The 14,544-nt window shown below is 73.2% G+C and carries 15 protein-coding genes; 9 read left to right on the forward strand and 6 right to left on the reverse strand.

Annotated features, from left to right (window positions below; translation table 11 throughout):
- Nucleotides 1-1,610: PD-(D/E)XK nuclease family protein (locus MNZ27_RS21040; protein ID WP_242396049.1), on the forward strand; the 1,610-nt coding region annotated here is incomplete at its 5' end.
- A gap of 38 nt (nucleotides 1,611-1,648) precedes the next feature.
- On the opposite strand, the gene MNZ27_RS21045 is transcribed toward MNZ27_RS21040, so the two are convergent.
- Nucleotides 1,649-1,945, reverse strand: a complete 297-nt coding sequence (locus tag MNZ27_RS21045) for a DUF2795 domain-containing protein (protein WP_242396050.1) — start codon at nucleotides 1,943-1,945, stop codon at nucleotides 1,649-1,651.
- 193 nt (nucleotides 1,946-2,138) lie between these two features.
- Here MNZ27_RS21045 and MNZ27_RS21050 point away from each other — a divergent pair, with 193 nt between their 5' ends.
- Nucleotides 2,139-3,068: a class I fructose-bisphosphate aldolase gene (locus tag MNZ27_RS21050; protein WP_242396051.1), complete on the forward strand. Its 930-nt coding sequence runs from the start codon at nucleotides 2,139-2,141 to the stop codon at nucleotides 3,066-3,068.
- A gap of 355 nt (nucleotides 3,069-3,423) precedes the next feature.
- On the forward strand, nucleotides 3,424-3,942 hold the full coding sequence (locus tag MNZ27_RS21055) for a DUF507 family protein (protein WP_242396052.1): 519 nt from the start codon (nucleotides 3,424-3,426) through the stop codon (nucleotides 3,940-3,942).
- A gap of 72 nt (nucleotides 3,943-4,014) precedes the next feature.
- Here the strand turns inward: MNZ27_RS21055 and MNZ27_RS21060 are convergent, their stop codons facing one another.
- The gene (locus tag MNZ27_RS21060) at nucleotides 4,015-4,785 is read right to left on the reverse strand and encodes a DUF3108 domain-containing protein (RefSeq protein ID WP_242396053.1); all 771 of its coding nucleotides are present in this window, start codon (nucleotides 4,783-4,785) and stop codon (nucleotides 4,015-4,017) included.
- Nucleotides 4,786-4,921: 136 nt separating this feature from the next.
- On the opposite strand from MNZ27_RS21060, the gene MNZ27_RS21065 reads away from it, so the two are divergent.
- Nucleotides 4,922-5,137 (forward strand): hypothetical protein, encoded by a 216-nt coding sequence (locus MNZ27_RS21065; RefSeq protein ID WP_242396054.1) that lies wholly within the window; start codon nucleotides 4,922-4,924, stop codon nucleotides 5,135-5,137.
- A 224-nt stretch (nucleotides 5,138-5,361) separates the two neighbouring features.
- On the opposite strand, the gene MNZ27_RS21070 is transcribed toward MNZ27_RS21065, so the two are convergent.
- The 3 genes from MNZ27_RS21070 to MNZ27_RS21080 are packed head-to-tail and all read right to left on the reverse strand — an operon-like array spanning nucleotide 5,362 to nucleotide 8,154.
- A complete protein-coding gene (locus MNZ27_RS21070; protein ID WP_242396055.1) occupies nucleotides 5,362-6,000 on the reverse strand; it encodes a YggS family pyridoxal phosphate-dependent enzyme in 639 nt (212 codons plus the stop codon).
- A complete protein-coding gene (locus MNZ27_RS21075; protein ID WP_242396056.1) occupies nucleotides 5,997-6,581 on the reverse strand; it encodes a Maf family protein in 585 nt (194 codons plus the stop codon). Before MNZ27_RS21075 ends, MNZ27_RS21070 begins: the two co-directional genes overlap by 4 nt.
- A 16-nt stretch (nucleotides 6,582-6,597) precedes the next feature.
- A complete protein-coding gene (locus MNZ27_RS21080; protein ID WP_242396057.1) occupies nucleotides 6,598-8,154 on the reverse strand; it encodes a peptidylprolyl isomerase in 1,557 nt (518 codons plus the stop codon).
- 129 nt (nucleotides 8,155-8,283) lie between these two features.
- On the opposite strand from MNZ27_RS21080, the gene mreC reads away from it, so the two are divergent.
- From mreC to rodA, 4 genes are read left to right on the forward strand one after another with little or no spacing between them, the layout of a single operon-like run.
- The gene (gene mreC, locus MNZ27_RS21085) at nucleotides 8,284-9,522 is read left to right on the forward strand and encodes a rod shape-determining protein MreC (RefSeq protein WP_242396058.1); all 1,239 of its coding nucleotides are present in this window, start codon (nucleotides 8,284-8,286) and stop codon (nucleotides 9,520-9,522) included.
- Nucleotides 9,519-10,028: a hypothetical protein gene (locus MNZ27_RS21090; RefSeq protein ID WP_242396059.1), complete on the forward strand. Its 510-nt coding sequence runs from the start codon at nucleotides 9,519-9,521 to the stop codon at nucleotides 10,026-10,028. The genes mreC and MNZ27_RS21090 overlap by 4 nt, the downstream gene beginning before the upstream one ends.
- Nucleotides 10,029-10,031: 3 nt before the next feature.
- Nucleotides 10,032-12,152, forward strand: coding sequence for a penicillin-binding protein 2 (mrdA, locus tag MNZ27_RS21095; protein WP_242396060.1), 2,121 nt, complete (start codon nucleotides 10,032-10,034; stop codon nucleotides 12,150-12,152).
- Nucleotides 12,142-13,263: a rod shape-determining protein RodA gene (rodA, locus tag MNZ27_RS21100; protein WP_242396061.1), complete on the forward strand. Its 1,122-nt coding sequence runs from the start codon at nucleotides 12,142-12,144 to the stop codon at nucleotides 13,261-13,263. Before mrdA ends, rodA begins: the two co-directional genes overlap by 11 nt.
- Before the next feature lie 442 nt (nucleotides 13,264-13,705).
- Here the strand turns inward: rodA and trxA are convergent, their stop codons facing one another.
- A complete protein-coding gene (gene trxA / locus MNZ27_RS21105) occupies nucleotides 13,706-14,035 on the reverse strand; it encodes a thioredoxin (protein WP_242396062.1) in 330 nt (109 codons plus the stop codon).
- Between the two features lie 159 nt (nucleotides 14,036-14,194).
- On the opposite strand from trxA, the gene MNZ27_RS21110 reads away from it, so the two are divergent.
- Nucleotides 14,195-14,544, forward strand: a 350-nt coding sequence (locus MNZ27_RS21110) for a hypothetical protein (RefSeq protein WP_242396063.1), incomplete at its 3' end; no start/stop codon positions are given.

The raw sequence follows: 14,544 nt of genomic DNA on the forward strand, positions 1-14,544 counted from the left end.
CACCCCCGACCCCGCCCCCCGCCCCGACGGCGATCCCGACCGCCGAGTGGTCTCGCCTCCTCCGCTTCCTCTCCACGTTCCGCGACCTGCACGCGCTCCGCGATCGCCTGCCGGTGGACGCGCTCCTCGCCCGCGCCGTCGAGGCCCTGGACCTCGACGCGGTCCTCCTCGCCGGCCCGGACGGCGAGCGGCGCGCGGTGAACCTCGAGAAGGCGCTCGCGCTCGCCGGGCGGTTCGCCGACGACGGCGCGAACGCCGCCGCGTTGGCCGCGCACCTCCGCGCGCAGGCGGCGCGCCCGCCGCGGGAGCCCGAGGCGGAGCTGGAGGCGGCCGACGCCGTGGCCCTGCTCTCGGTGCACCAGGCGAAGGGGCTCGAGTGGCCGGTGGTCTTCGTGCCGGACCTCGGCGCGCGCGCGCGCGCCGACGGGCGGCGGGCGCTCCTCGACGCCGAGGGCCGGCTCTGCGCGATGCTGTACGATCCCGCCGCCGAGGAGTTCGTCGAGACGTCCGCGGTGCGCGCGGCGCGGGAGGCCGAGCGGCGCTCGGCCGCGGCGGAGTCCCGCCGCCTGCTGTACGTGGCGCTCACGCGCGCCCGCGACCATCTCGTGCTGTCCGGCGAGGCCTCCAAGGGCGCCGAGTCCTGGCGCGGGCTCGTCGAGGCCGCGCTCGCGGCGCGGCCGGAGTTGGCGCGGCGGATCCCCGTCGAGGAGGCCGCCCTCGCCGCCGCCGGAACGCCGCTCGAGGGCCCGTCCGCCGTCGCCCCGGCGCCCGCCGGATGGATCGCGATCCCCACGCTCGCGCCGCGCGCGCCGGTCCCGGCCCTCCGCGTCGCCGTCACCGATCTCGCCGAGTACGCCCGCTGCCCGCGGCGTCATCTCTACGCGCGCGTGCTCGGCGTGCCGGAGCCGCGCGGCGCCTCGGGGGCGCCGCCCGCCGACGACCCCGGCCGCGCGACGGCGCGTGGGACGCTCGCCCACGCGATGCTCGCCGAGGCCGACCTGGGCGCGCCCCCGCTCGAGCGGCGCGCCCAGCTCGCCGCGGCCGCGGCGCGGCGCGGGTACGATCCGCAGGCGCCCGGCGTCCGGAAGATCCTCGCCGAGGTGGCCCGGTTCGCGGAGGCTCCGGCCGGGCGGGCGCTCGCGGTCGCGGCGCGCGAGGGGCGAGTCGAGCGCGAGGTCCCGTTCCTGCTCCGGCTGGAGGGGGACGGGCCGCCGGACGTGTACCTGGTCGGCGCGGTGGACGCCCTGGTGCGCGGGCGCCGCGGGGAGGGGCTCACGGTGGTGGACTACAAGTACGCCACGCCCCGGGCGGGCGCGGCCGAGCGCTACCGCCTCCAGCTCCTCGCGTACGTGCTCGCCGCGTCCCGGGCCCATCCGGGCGAGGAAGTCCGGGCGCGCCTCCAGTTCCTCCGCGGCGATCACCGCGCCGTGGACGTCACCCCGGCCGCGGAGGAGCTCGAGCGGTTCGCCCGGAGCGCCCCGCGGCTCGCCCGCGAGGCGCTCGAGGGCGGGGGCGAGCGCTCCCCCGCCGCCCTCGGTCGCGACGAGGCACGCTGCCGGGCCGACGGGTGCGGTTACCTCTCGCGCTGCCATCCGCCGCCACGCCGATGACGTTCACGGGGCGGCGCGAGCCCGCCGTCCAGCCCGCCTCAAGGATGGCGCGTCGTCGAGCCGATCTCCGTCGCTTCCTTCCCGATGTTCCCGCGGTGCCGGACCTGCGTCGAGAACATCCCGAAGCGCGCGCTCGCCTCTCCGAACTCACGCAGCACGTCGTTCGGGCTCGTGTAGATCCGGTCCGGCAGGGATCGGAGGAAGTTGATCGCGTCCTGCGGCGCGTCCGCCTCCGCCGCGGCGAACGCGAGATCGTCGCGGGAGATCGGGTACTCCACCTCGGACAGGATCGCCTGCGGGCTGCGCTCCGGGGGCTCGCCGAAACCTCGGGCCATGTTCGCCTTCCCTTCGGGTGCTCTCCCCCCAATGTGCGCAGCGGCGGAGCGGAGGCCAACCCGGACCGATCGTCCAGGCGGCCGGGCGCCGGCTTTTCCGCTTGCCCTGCTCGGCGGCGACTCTCTAGATTGCGGCGACTTCGAGCTGGTGCGTCCCTTAGACTCGAACCCGAACCCCGAGGGGAGATACGAAATGCCCGAGACCACGACCGAGCGCGTGGAGCAGATCCTGTCCTGGTACGAATCCGACAATCCGGGGACCCGTGCCAACCTTCGCCGGATGCTGATGAGCGGCCGGCTCGGCGGGACGGGGAAGATGGTGATCCTCCCCGTCGATCAGGGGTTCGAGCACGGCCCGGCGCGGTCGTTCGCGAAGAACCCGGCCGGATACGATCCCGAGTACCACGTCCAGCTCGCCCTCGACGCGGGCTGCAACGCGTACGCGGCGCCGCTCGGCTTCATCGAGGCGGTCGCGCACAAGTACGCGGGCCGCATCCCGTTCATCCTGAAGCTCAACAACTCCGACTCGCTCTCGAAGCTCGGCGGGGCGCCGATCTCCGCGGTGACGGGCTCGGTGAAGGAGGCGGTGCGGCTCGGCTGCTCCGCGATCGGGTACACGATCTACCCGGCGTCCGACGCGCGGAACGCGCAGTACGAGCACCTGCGCGCCCTCACCGAGGAGGCGAAGGCGCACGGCCTCGTCGTGGTGGTGTGGAGCTACCCGCGCGGCGCCGGCGTGTCGAAGGAGGGCGAGACCGCCGTCGACATCGCCGCGTACGCGGCCCAGATCGCGGCGCAGCTCGGCGCGCACATCATCAAGGTGAAGCCGCCGAAGGCGCTGGTGGAGCTCGCCGAGGCGAAGAAGGTCTACGACGAGCAGAAGATCCCGATCGCGACGCTGGCCGACCGCGTCCGCCACGTCGTCCAGAGCGCCTTCAACGGGAAGCGGATCGTGATCTTCTCGGGCGGCGAGGCGAAGGGCACCGACGCCGTGCTCGAGGAGATCCGCGGCCTGAAGGAGGGCGGCGCGTTCGGCTCGATCATGGGCCGGAACGCGTTCCAGCGCCCGAAGGCGGAGGCGCTGAAGCTCCTCGCCGAGGTCATGAAGATCTACACGACGTAGCGCGAAACCTCGCGCCGTCGGCGCCGAGGGCGGTGCCCGCGAGGGCGCCGTCCTCGGCCTCGTCCGAGGGCGCGGGAGCCCGGTGGGCCCGGCGGCTGGAGGAAGTGAAGGGGGCCGCCGACCGGAGCGAGCGGCCGCCGCCGGGACCCGCGGCAGAGCATCCGTGAGGGGGCGTGCCCACGGGGGCCGGTGCCCAGCCGGTCAAACGCATGGAACATGCCAGATGTGGTCGTTTTCGCTTGCTACTTTCGGCAAGCGGGGTTTATACGGCGATACCTTTTCTCCTGCGGTCTTCGCACCGGCTCTGACACGGCCCGCGGCGCGGACCGTACCGTCGACGCGAGGGACTCACTCCATGCGGCTTTACCCGAAGGTCATCCCGACGATCGCCCGAGAGGTCGTTCAGACCCTGATGCAGGACGGCGACATCGAGGTCGAGACCCTCCGCATCGGCGACGCCGAGATGGACATGGCGGCGATCATGAAGGAGTACCTCGCCGCCGAGGAGCGGGTGAACGCGGCGACCCGGGAGGCCCTGGAGCGGCGCGGCTACGATCACTCGCGGTTCAATCAGGTGAAGCGCGAGATGGCGGACGTCCGCGGCTTCAAGATGGGCGAGGAGGGGATCGAGTACGTCATCGGGCAGATGATCGAGTTCCTCCTCATCTCGAGGAACGTCGAGGAGGTCTACGCCGAGGACAACTCGCTCCGGAAGAAGGTCTTCCAGATCTTCAAGAAGCACCTCGACGTGGACGACGAGATCGACCGCGAGGCCCGCGCCCGCCTCAAGCACCTGCAGGAGGGGACGAGTGCCTGGGACGTCGAGTACCAGAAGACGGTCGAGCTGCTGCGCCGCTCGCGCGGCCTGATCTAGCGCGAGGCTCGGCGCGGCGGCGGTCGGACGGCTCCTGCGGGGGCCGTTTTCGTTTTTCGCCGAGCGGCGCCGTCACCGGTGGCGCGTCCCCCGCGTGCGGACGAGCGTCGCGCTCACGGGGCCGGCGTCCACCTCGCCGACGGCGGCCACCAGCAGCCGCGCCGGGTCGGTGGAGATCCAGAGGTGGACCTCGGTGGGCGCCGTGCCGGGCGGCGCGTTCGCCGGGTGGGCGGACGCGTCGATCCGGAGCGTCTCCAGGCGTCCGAGGGGCGTCTGGACCTTCTCCGGCCGCCGCGCCACCGTCGCCTGCACGTGCCAGTACCGCCCGCGCGCGACGAGATCGAAGCAGAACGCGTCCCCCGGGGCGAGCCGCGCCGCGCGCAGCCGGTACACCGTCGAGACGGCGTCCAGCACCTCGCCCTGGCGGGCGTAGGTGGCGACGCTCCGCTTGCCCCGGGACTCGTACGCGATCGTCACCTGGGGGGACGGCGGCGCGAGCCGCGCGTCGCCGATCTTGTGGACGCCGTTCTCCTGGGCCTCCTCGCGGTACCGCTCCGGGCGGAGGGTCGCCGGATCGACCCAGGACAGCGCGACCGCCGCGATGCGCTTCAGGTTCGCGATGGAGGAGTCGGTCTTCGCCCGCGCCTTGAGCGGCACGATCCGGCCGCCGGACAGCGGCGGCTCGACGGCCAGCTCGAGCGTCCCCGCCTTCACCGCGCCGAGCAGCTCGAGGTCGTAGGTGAGCGCCTCGCCGCCCGTCCAGGGGAGGGGCCCCGGCGCGACGGGAGGAAGCCCGCAGGGCCGGGCTGCGAGCGCGAGCGCGGTGAGCGCGGCGAGCGTCACGCAGTGGAGCATAGCGCGCCGGGGGCGGGGCGCCACGCCGCCGCCGGCGAGGCCGCGTGCGTACACGATTCGCCGGCTCGCGCGGCGCGGAGACCTGAGCTACGCTCGCCGGGCGCCCTCGCGGCGCGGAGGTCACATGCCGTTCGACGCGGGATACGAGGACGACGAGGCGGCGGGCGATTCCGCCGGCCGGCGCCGCCGGTTCAAGGACTTCGACTGCCCCGACTGCTCGGCGAACAACCCGTATGACGACGCGTTCGGCGACGGCGACGAGGTCCGCTGCTACTACTGCGGCCAGGAGTTCCGGGTCCACGTGAGCGAGGAGGGTCGGCTGAGGCTGAAGGAGCTGTGACCGAACCCGAACGCGAACCCGAACCCGAACCCGTGCCCGTCACCGTCACCGGCCTGTGCGTGCCCCGTGAACCGCGTCCCGTGGCCCGGTTACCCGTGGTCCGACCGTGATCCGACGGATCGACGGGCCACGGAACACGGGAGTCGGGAGCCGGGCACGGGGATCGGTGACGGCTCACGGGCACGGATCACGGCGACGTGCCTCGGCCCCGAGGCCCGCCTCGCTCACCGCTTCGGCCGCGCCCCGAAGATCGCGGTGCCGATCCGGACGAAGGTCGCCCCCTCCTCGATCGCCACCTTCCAGTCGGCGCTCATCCCCATGGACAGCTCGCGGACGCCGAGCTCGTCGCGCAGCGCGCGGAGCCGCCGGAAGTGCGGCCGCGGGTCCTCGCTCGGGGGCGGGATGCACATCAGGCCCACCACCTCGATCGCCGGCAGCGACGAGACCGCGCGGGCGAGGGCAGGGACCTCCTCCGGGGCGCACCCCTCCTTCGAGGTCTCGCCCCCCACGTTCACCTCGAGGAACACGCGCGCGACCGCGCCCTTCCCGGCGAACCGGCGCGAGAGCTCCTGCGCCAGCTCGAGCCGGTCCACCGTGTGGACGTAGGCGACCTTCCCGGCGAGGTACTTCACCTTGTTCGTCTGGAGCCCGCCGATGAAGTGCCAGCGGAGGTCCGCGAGGTCCGCGAGGTCCTCGGCCTTGCCCCGCCACTCCTGGGCGTAGTTCTCGCCGAAGTCGCGCTGCCCCGCCGCGTAGGCCTCGCGGATCGCCTCCGCGGGCTGGGTCTTCGAGACCGCGATCAGCGTCACGCCCGGAGGGATCCCGGCGCGGATCGCCTGGAGCCGCTCGGCGAGCGGGGTCACCGGTCCTCCCAGGGGAGGGGGAAGCCGGCCCGGTGGAGCAGCTCGGCCGTCTCCGCGAGCGGCAGCCCCACCACGTTGGACACGCTCCCCGTGATCGCCTCCACGAAGGCGCCGCCCGCCCCCTGGATCGCGTACGCGCCCGCCTTGTCGAAGGGCTCGCGGGTCCCGACGTACCAGGCGATCTGCCCGGGCGTGAGCCGCGCGAAGCGGACCTCGGAGGCGACCACGGCGTCGAGGTCCACGCCGAGCGGGCCGGAGGTGCGCCGCACGCAGACCGCGGTCAGCACCTCGTGGCGCGTGCCGGAGAGCGCGCGCAGCATCCGCGCGGCGTCGGCGGCGTCCGCGGGCTTGCCGAGGATCTCCCCGCCGAGGACGACCGCGGTGTCGGCCGCGAGGACGAGGTCCCCCGCGACCGCGCGGGCCTTCTCCCGGGCGACCCTGAGGACGTAAGCCCGGGCCGGCTCGCCGGGGCGGACGCTCTCGTCGGCGTGGGCCGGGCGCACCTCGAGGGCGACGCCGAGCTGCGCGAGCAGCTCGCGTCGCCGCGGGCTCTGGGAGGCGAGGACGAGGCGGGGCGACAAGGGCGACCGCCCCCCCCTACTCGGGCTGGGCGGCGCTCGCGACGCCGAGCAGCGCGCGGTTCTCCTCGACGCGGGCGCCGGACCGGAGCTCCTGCAGCCACGCGACGCGCGCCTCGCCCTCCTTCTGTCGGCGGAGCTGCGCGGTGAGCTGGCCGCGCTGGGCCTCGAAGGCGGAGTCGTCCGGGCGCTCGCGGAGCTTCACCACCGCGATCACCGGCCCCGCGGGCGTGTCGTACACCTGGGGGAGGACCTCCCCCGTGCTCGCGGCGGCCGCGGCGGCGGCGAGCGCGGGCACCGCGCCCACGCCGGGGAGGCTCGCGGCGCTGGGGGCGAACGGTCCGGCGTCCTCGGCGACCACGGGCGCGCCGCCGATCTTCACCTGCTTGTCCGCCTTCGGGAACTGCTCCGCGAGCGGCTTGCCCTTCCGCGCCGCGTCGAGGGCCGCCTGGGCCTTCTCGCGCAGGAGCTTGCCGGCGCGCTCCTTCGCGAGGAGCTCGCGCGCGATCTCCGGGCGGGCGGCGTCGAGGGACACCTGCCGCGCGGGGACGACCTCCTCGGACTGGATGAGGTGCCAGCCGGCCGCGGTCCGAACCGGGTCCGAGACCTGCCCCTTCTCGAGGGCGAGCGCCGCCTTCGCGAAGGCCTCGTCGAACGTGGCCTCGGACACGAAGCCGACCTCGCCGCCCCGGTCCTTCGTGTTCGGATCCTCCGAGACCTCCCGCGCGACCTTCCCGAAGTCCTCGCCCTTCTTCACGCGGGCCTGGGCCGCCTCGATCTTCGCCCGGGCGGCGGCGTCGTCCGCCGACTGCGCCCCGGGGGCGACCCGCACGAGGATCTGGCGCACGCGCGCCTTCTTCTTCTGGTCGAAGCGGTCCGGGTTCGCCTTGTAGAAGGCGTCGATCTCGGCCGCGTGCGCGCCGGCGAAGGCCTTCACGTCGGCGTCCGACGGGTTCACCTCCGCCTGGGCCGCGGTGAGCGGGAACCGCACGTACGTGAGGGTCACCTTGTCGGCCGTCGCCCTCCACGCGGCCTTCGCCTGCGCGTCGGAGACCTTCACTGTCTCGTCGAGCGCCGCGAGCATCCGGTCGTACAGGAGCTGCTCCCGGAGGGCCGCCTCGAACCGCGCGGGCGAGCCGTAGGACCGCTTCACGAGATCCTCGTAGAGGTCGAACCGGAACTGGCCGTTCTCCTGGAACTGCGGCATCTGGCGCACCTCGGCCGAGATCTCGGCGTCGGTCACGACCAGGCCGCGGCGCTGCGCCTCCTGGATCACCAGGGCGCGCTCGATCACGGCGTCCAGGGCGCGCTTCCGGATCTCCACCGCGGCTGGGCCCGTGACATCCTGTCCGAACTGCGCGAAGAACTGGCTCAGCCGGTTCGCCTGCTCCTCGAAGTCCCGAACTGGGACCACCACCCCGTTGACCCGGGCGGCGTACGCAGGCGTCCCGCCGCAGCCCGCCCCGCCCTTCGAGAAGGAACCGGGGCCGAACGAGATGACGAACACGACGATGATCGCCCCGAGGAAGATCCAGGTGATGAGACCGCCCTTGGAGGCGCGAAGGCTGTCGAGCATGAACCGGTGCTCCGGGTTGTTATGGTCGGGCGCCCTCCGCAGGGACGGGGCGCCGGAAGGTTGAACACCCTAGCCCACAGGCGCTAAAATGCAAGGGAATTTGGCCCTGTCCGCGTCCCCGGAGAGTCCGTGCTGTCATTGCTCAAGCGGTACCGCGAGCTGATCCTCGTCGCGGTCCTGCTCCTCGTCCCGCTCGGTGTCTTCTTCGCCCACGCGAAAAAGGCGAGCGAGCGCTCGCGCGTCGATCGCGCCGTGGTGAAGTTGACCGTCCCCATCGAGCGTGCGGTGGGGTGGGCGGTCACCGGCACGCTGAACGGCTGGCGCGGCTACGTCGGGCTCCGGTACGCCCGCGAGCGGGCGGTGGAGCTCTCCCGCGAGAACAACCTCCTCAAGCTCGAGCGGCTCCAGCGCGAGGCGGACCGTCAGGAGAACGAGCGCCTCCGGCGCCTCCTGTCGTTCGCGGAGGGGACGCCGTCGCGCTCGTACCTCGGCGGGCGGATCATCGGCGTCCGGCTCGCGCCGAGCGGGCTCCAGATCCTGACGCTCGACCGCGGCGCGAAGGACGGGATCGCCCGGATGATGCCCGTGGTGACGGCCGACGGCGTGGTGGGCCGCGTGCACGAGGTGTCGGATCACGCGGCCGACGTGCTGGTCCTCACCGATCGCAACAGCTCCATCGCGGTCCGGGTCGATCGGACCCGGGCGCGCGCCAACGTGCGGGGGCTCGGGAAGCCCGGCGCGTGCAAGCTGGACTACGCGCTGCGGACCGAGGACATCATCGAGGGGGACGAGCTCGTCACCTCCGGGACGGACGGCGTCTTCCCGCGCGGCGTCCCGGTCGGTCGGATCACCCAGCTCCGGCGGAGCGCGAACGGCCTCTTCCAGGAGGCGCGCGTCATCCCCGCGGTGGACGTCACCCGCGTCGAGGAGGCGCTGGTGGTGACCTCCTGGGAGATCCCCCCCGAGGAGCCGCCCGCCGACGAAGGTGCTCTCCGGGGTCCCGACCTCGCGTCGAGCGCCGGCGCCGGCAAGGACGTCGGCGCGGTGCCCGCGCCCGCGCAGGGCGTCGGCAAAGGCGTCGTTCGCGCGGCGTCCGCGCCGGGCGGCGACAAGAGCGTTCGGGCCTCGCCCGCGCCGGGCGCCGAGAAGGGCGTCCGCGCGGCGTCCGCGCCGAGCGCCGACAAGGGCGTTCGCGCCGCGCCCGCACCGAGCGCCGAGAAGGGCGTCCACGCGGCGTCCGCGCCGAGCGCCGAGAAGGGCGTCCACGCGGCGTCCGCGCCGGGCGCCGACAAGGGCGTTCGCGCGGCGTCCGCGCCGGGCGCCGACAGAGGCGTTCGCTCCGCCCTCGCGCCGGACGACAAGCCGTGAAGACCCTCGCCCACGTCGCCTTCGCCCTGCTGCTCGCCGGGGTGCAGGCCGCCTTCCTGCGCTGGGTAGGCGGCGGCGCGTTCTCGCTGTCGCTCCTCGCGGTCTGCATCGTGTACCTCGGCCTCTACGGGGGGATCGTGGACGGCGCGGTCGGCGCCGCGGGGGTGGGGTACGTGCTCGACGTCGTGTCCGGCTCGCCGAAGGGGCTCATGACCTTCCTCGCCGTGCTCCTGTTCGTCCTCGCCCGCGTCACGAACGCCGCGGTGGACGTTCGCAGCCGGGCCGGATTCGCGGCGCTCTCCGCGGTCGGCGCCCTCGTGCTCTCGCTCGGGGCGCTGCTCCTCCTCGGCTACACCGGCGCGCCGGAGGCCGCCCCCGGGCCGGTCCTGGCGAGCCGTGTGGTGGTCGAGGCCCTCCTCACCGGGGCGCTCGCCCCGCTCGTCCTCGCCGGCATGCGGCGCATCGACCGCCTGTTCCACCGCGAGGAGCCGGGGCTCATCCACTAGGCCATGTCGATCATCCCTCCCAGCGCGCCCGGGGCGGCGCAGAAGGAGTTCAAGCCGCGGCTCGCGTGGGCGACGGGGATCGTGGTCCTCGCGTTCGTCGTCCTGCTCGGGCGGCTCTACCAGCTCCAGCTCGTCCAGGGCGAGGAGTACAAGGAGCTGGCGGACGAGAACTTCGTGAAGGAGCTCCGGATCCCCGCGGATCGCGGGCTGATGCTCGACCGGCACCGGCGCGTCCTCGTGGACTCCCGGCCGTCGTACGACGTGATGCTCACGCCGTACTTCTGCGGGAAGCAGTGCGACGAGATCCTCGGCCGGCTCGGGACGATGCTCCAGCTCTCGTCAGACGAGCTGGAGCGCGCGCGGGCGACGCTCGCGAACGCGCGCAGGAACGAGCCCTTCCGCGCGTTCACGGTGCGGGTGGACATCACCCGCGAGGAGCTCGACCAGTACCTCGCGCAGCAGATGGACCTGCCCGGCGTGGACGTCCAGGCGGTGCCGCACCGCAACTACCGCTTCGCCGGCCTCGGCGGGCACCTCATCGGCTACATGAACGAGGTCGGCCCCGAGGAGCTGAAGCGGCTCAACGTCGAGCTCGACGACTCGCGCTCACCCCAGGGCCATTACCTGCTCGGCGACTACGTGGGCCGGCGCGGCCTCGAGCGGCGCTACGAGCGCGATCTGCGCGGCGTCGACGGCAAGGAGCGGGTCCCGGTGGACGCCAAGGGGCGCCGCAAGGGCGACGCGGAGAACCTCATCCCCGAGGACCAGCGGGTCGTCCCGAGCACGCCCGGCAACAACCTCGTCCTCTCCATCGACTGGCGGCTCCAGGAGTTCGCGGAGCAGACGTTCCCCGGGACCGCCGGCGTGGTCCTCGCCATGGACGCGAAGACCGGCTTCCTCCTCACCCTCGTCGACCGGCCGGCCCCGGACCCGAACAAGATGTCCGGCCGCATCACCGCCGCGGAGCTCGCCGCGATCCACTCCGACCCCCTGCAGCCGGAGCTGTTCCGGGCGATCCAGCAGCACTACCACCCCGGCTCGACGTTCAAGAGCGTCACGAGCATCGCCGCGCTCGAGGAGGGGGTCTACAAGCCGAACACCAGCATCTTCTGCCCGGGCCACTTCTCGATGGGCGCGGCGCGGTGGCGCTGCGACAAGGAGACCGGCCACGGCTACGTGGACTTCGAGCACGCGCTCGGGGCGAGCTGCGACGTGTTCTTCTACCAGGCGGGCGCGCTCCTCGGCGCCGACAACATCGCCAAGTGGGCCCGCAAGGCGGGGCTCGGCGCGCCGACCGGCTTCGACATCGCCGGCGAGATCCCGGGCGTCATCCCCGACGCGGCCTGGCACGACAAGCACATCCCCGGCGGCTACCAGCGCGGCATGGCGGTGAACCTCTCCATCGGCCAGGGCGACGTGAACGTGACGCCGATGCAGCAGCTCGTGCTCTACGGCGCCCTCGCGACCGGGAAGATCTGGCGGCCGCAGGTGGTGCTCCGGGTCGAGGACGCCGACGGCAAGGAGCTGAAGTCGTTCGGCCCGGAGGTCCGGGGGACCCTCGACATCCAGCCCTCCACGCGCAAGGCGGTGATGGACGGCCTCCTCGCCACCGTGAACGAGCCCTACGGCACGGGCAACTTCGTGCGGCTCAAGGAGCTCAAGGACGTGCCCGTGACCGTCGCCGGGAAGACCGGCACGGCCCAGGTGGTGAAGCTGGGGGCGAAGCGGCTCAGGGCGGAGCAGGTCTCGTACTTCGAGCGCGACCACGCCTGGTTCGCGGCGTTCGCCCCGGCCGAGGATCCGGAGATCGTGGTGGTGGTGCTGAACGAGCACGCCGGGTTCGGGGCGTCGAACGCGGCGCCGACGGCGCTCGCGCTCATCCGGCGGTACCTCGAGCTGAAGAAGGAGGACGCCGGGCAGGGCGGGCCCCAGGCCGCGCCGGCGACGGCCCCGGCGGCCACGCCGCCCCCCTCCCGGTCGCCGGTGGCGCCGGCATCGCCGCCGCCCGCCCGGTCGCCGGTGGCGCCGGCACCGCCGGCCGCGCCGGAGCAGCCGGCGGCGCAGGAGCAGCCGAAGCTCGGGGCGCGCGTCGCTCCGGTGGGGAGGGCCTCTCATGGCGCCTGACGTCTCGCTCGCGGGGACGCCGCAGCGCCGGCTGTTCGCGCACTTCCCGTGGCACGTCGCGTTCGTCGTGCTCGCGATCTCCGCCATCGGGATCTGGAACCTCGGCTCCGCGTCGCGGAGCGCCCACTCGCCGGTCTGGATCTCGCAGACGTGGTGGATGGGCGTCGGGGCGGGCGTCGCCCTCGCGGTCACCCTCGTCGATTACCGCGCCTTCCACCGGCTCGCCTGGACGTTCTACGCGGGGGTGGTGGTCCTGCTCCTGCTCGTGATGGTGCACGGCCGGCACGTCATGGGCGCGCGGCGCTGGCTGTCGCTCGGGCCGGTGAACTTCCAGCCCTCGGAGCTGGCGAAGCTCTCCGTCGCCCTCGCCCTCGCGAGCTGGTTCGCGGCGGACTCGGAGAAGCGGAAGGACGGTTACGGGTTCTTCGGGATCCTGCTCCCGTTCGGCATCATCCTGCTGCCGGCGCTGCTCATCCTGAAGCAGCCGGATCTCGGCACCGCGCTCATCGTCATGGCGGTGGGGTTCACCCAGATCCTCTTCGCCAAGGTGCGGTGGAAGACCCTCGCGCTCCTCGCCGGGATCGGCGTCGTGGGCGCCGTGCTCGTCTACCCCCACCTCAAGCCCTACCAGAAGAAGCGCGTCGAGACGTTCCTCGACCCGGGGGCGGACGCCAAGGGGGCCGGCTACCACGCGCGGCAGTCGATGATCGCGGTGGGATCGGGGCAGGCGCTCGGGAAGGGCTGGGCGCAGGGGACCCAGACCAACGGCCTGTTCCTGCCCGAGCAGCACACCGACTTCATCTTCTCGGTGTGGGCGGAGGAGCACGGGTTCGTCGGGTGCCTGCTCCTCCTCGCGCTCTACTTCGCCCTGGTGACGAGCACGGTGGACATCGCGGGGAACGCGCGCGACCGGTTCGGCCACTTCCTCGCGGTGGGGCTCACCGGGATGCTGTTCTGGCAGGTGTTCATCAACGTCGGGATGGTGATCGGCGTCTTGCCCGTCGTCGGCGTGACGCTCCCGCTCATGAGCTACGGCGGCTCGTCGGTGCTGGTCATCTACACGGCGGTCGGCCTGCTCGCGAACATCGGGATGAGGCGGTTCGTGAATTAGCCGCGGGCTGCCCCCGCTTCGAGCCCGTGATCCGTGCCCGTGCCCGTCACCGAGCCCCGTGCCCGGCTCCCGGGTCCCGTGTCCCATGGCCCGTGAATCCGTCGGAGCACGGGTGTCCGGGCCACGGGCGACGGGAGGCGGATCACGGTCACGGAGAAGCCGGTGACGGTGACGGAGCACGGGAACGTGCGTGGCGTGCCGCACGCGAACCCGCACCCGTACGCGAACCCGTGCTTCGTGCCCGTGAACCGTCACCGAGCCCCGTGGCCGGCTCCCGGCTCCCGTGGCCCCTGGCCCCTGGCCCGTCGATCCGTCCGTCGGATCAGGAGATCCGTCGGCTCACGGGCAACGGGCGACGGGCCACGGGAGGCGGTTCACGGGTCACGCAGAAGCCGGTGACGGTGACGGGCACGGGGCGCACGGAGAGCGCGTGTCGCGCGCGCTACCCCACCACCTTGCGCGCGCCCTCCTCGAGCTTGGTCTTGTCGCTCCCCATCACCGTGTCGACGACACGGCCGCCCTTGAAGAAGAGCAGGGTGGGGATCGAGCGGATGCCGTACTGCTGGGCGACGACCTGGTTCTCGTCCACGTCCATCTTGGCGACCTTGAGCTTGCCCCTGTACTTCTGCGCGAGGTCGTCGACGACGGGCGCGATCGCCTTGCAGGGGCCGCACCACACGGCCCAGAAGTCCACGAGCACGGGGGTCTCGCTCTTCAGCACCTCCTGCTCGAAGGTGGAGTCCTTGAGGATCACGACGTCGTTCGATGCCATGCGCACGCTCCTTGGGTCGGTTCCGGGGCGGAGTAGATAGCCGCGACTTCCGGTGGTGGCAAGCAGCGCGTCGGGCGTGGTAGTTTCGATCCCGTGTCCGCCGAACGCCCGCCTGGAGCGGCGCGTTCCGGTGAGATTCGCGGGGTCCTGGAAGAAGCCATGGGCGGTCTGCTCTTCGTCTCCCAGGCGATGCTCGATGGCTGGGCCGAACAGGGGAAGATCGACTTCGTCGGAAACGTCATGACGCTCCTCGCAGGCGAGGGCCGGGGGCGGAGCTACGCCCTCGAGCCGGCGGTCCGGTTCCTGAAGGTGCTCGGCGCCGACGCCGATCCCAACGGGCTCCTCCACAAGGTGAAGACCCTCGCGCACCTCCGGGAGATGGGCGCCGAGCCGGTGGACGACTCCTGCATCCTCGGGGAGCTCGCGTACGAGATCGAGCCGGGCTTCCTCGCCGAGGGGGCGGCGCTCCAGGCGGCGGTCGCCGCGGCGGCAGCGCGGGCGCCCGCGCC

It is taken from the genome of Anaeromyxobacter oryzisoli, assembly GCF_022690765.1.
GTDB lineage: Bacteria > Myxococcota > Myxococcia > Myxococcales > Anaeromyxobacteraceae > Anaeromyxobacter > Anaeromyxobacter oryzisoli.

What these genes read in the sequence shown, in the direction of transcription:
- MNZ27_RS21050 (WP_242396051.1), top strand. Translation starts at nt 2,139, where the DNA reads ATGCCCGAGACCACGACCGAGCGCGTGGAGCAGATCCTGTCCTGGTAC.
- MNZ27_RS21055 (WP_242396052.1), top strand. Translation starts at nt 3,424, where the DNA reads ATGCGGCTTTACCCGAAGGTCATCCCGACGATCGCCCGAGAGGTCGTT.
- MNZ27_RS21045 (WP_242396050.1), bottom strand. Translation starts at nt 1,945, where the DNA reads ATGGCCCGAGGTTTCGGCGAGCCCCCGGAGCGCAGCCCGCAGGCGATC.
- rodA (WP_242396061.1), top strand. Translation starts at nt 12,142, where the DNA reads ATGGCGCCTGACGTCTCGCTCGCGGGGACGCCGCAGCGCCGGCTGTTC.
- trxA (WP_242396062.1), bottom strand. Translation starts at nt 14,035, where the DNA reads ATGGCATCGAACGACGTCGTGATCCTCAAGGACTCCACCTTCGAGCAG.
- mrdA (WP_242396060.1), top strand. Translation starts at nt 10,032, where the DNA reads ATGTCGATCATCCCTCCCAGCGCGCCCGGGGCGGCGCAGAAGGAGTTC.
- MNZ27_RS21080 (WP_242396057.1), bottom strand. Translation starts at nt 8,154, where the DNA reads ATGCTCGACAGCCTTCGCGCCTCCAAGGGCGGTCTCATCACCTGGATC.
- MNZ27_RS21065 (WP_242396054.1), top strand. Translation starts at nt 4,922, where the DNA reads ATGCCGTTCGACGCGGGATACGAGGACGACGAGGCGGCGGGCGATTCC.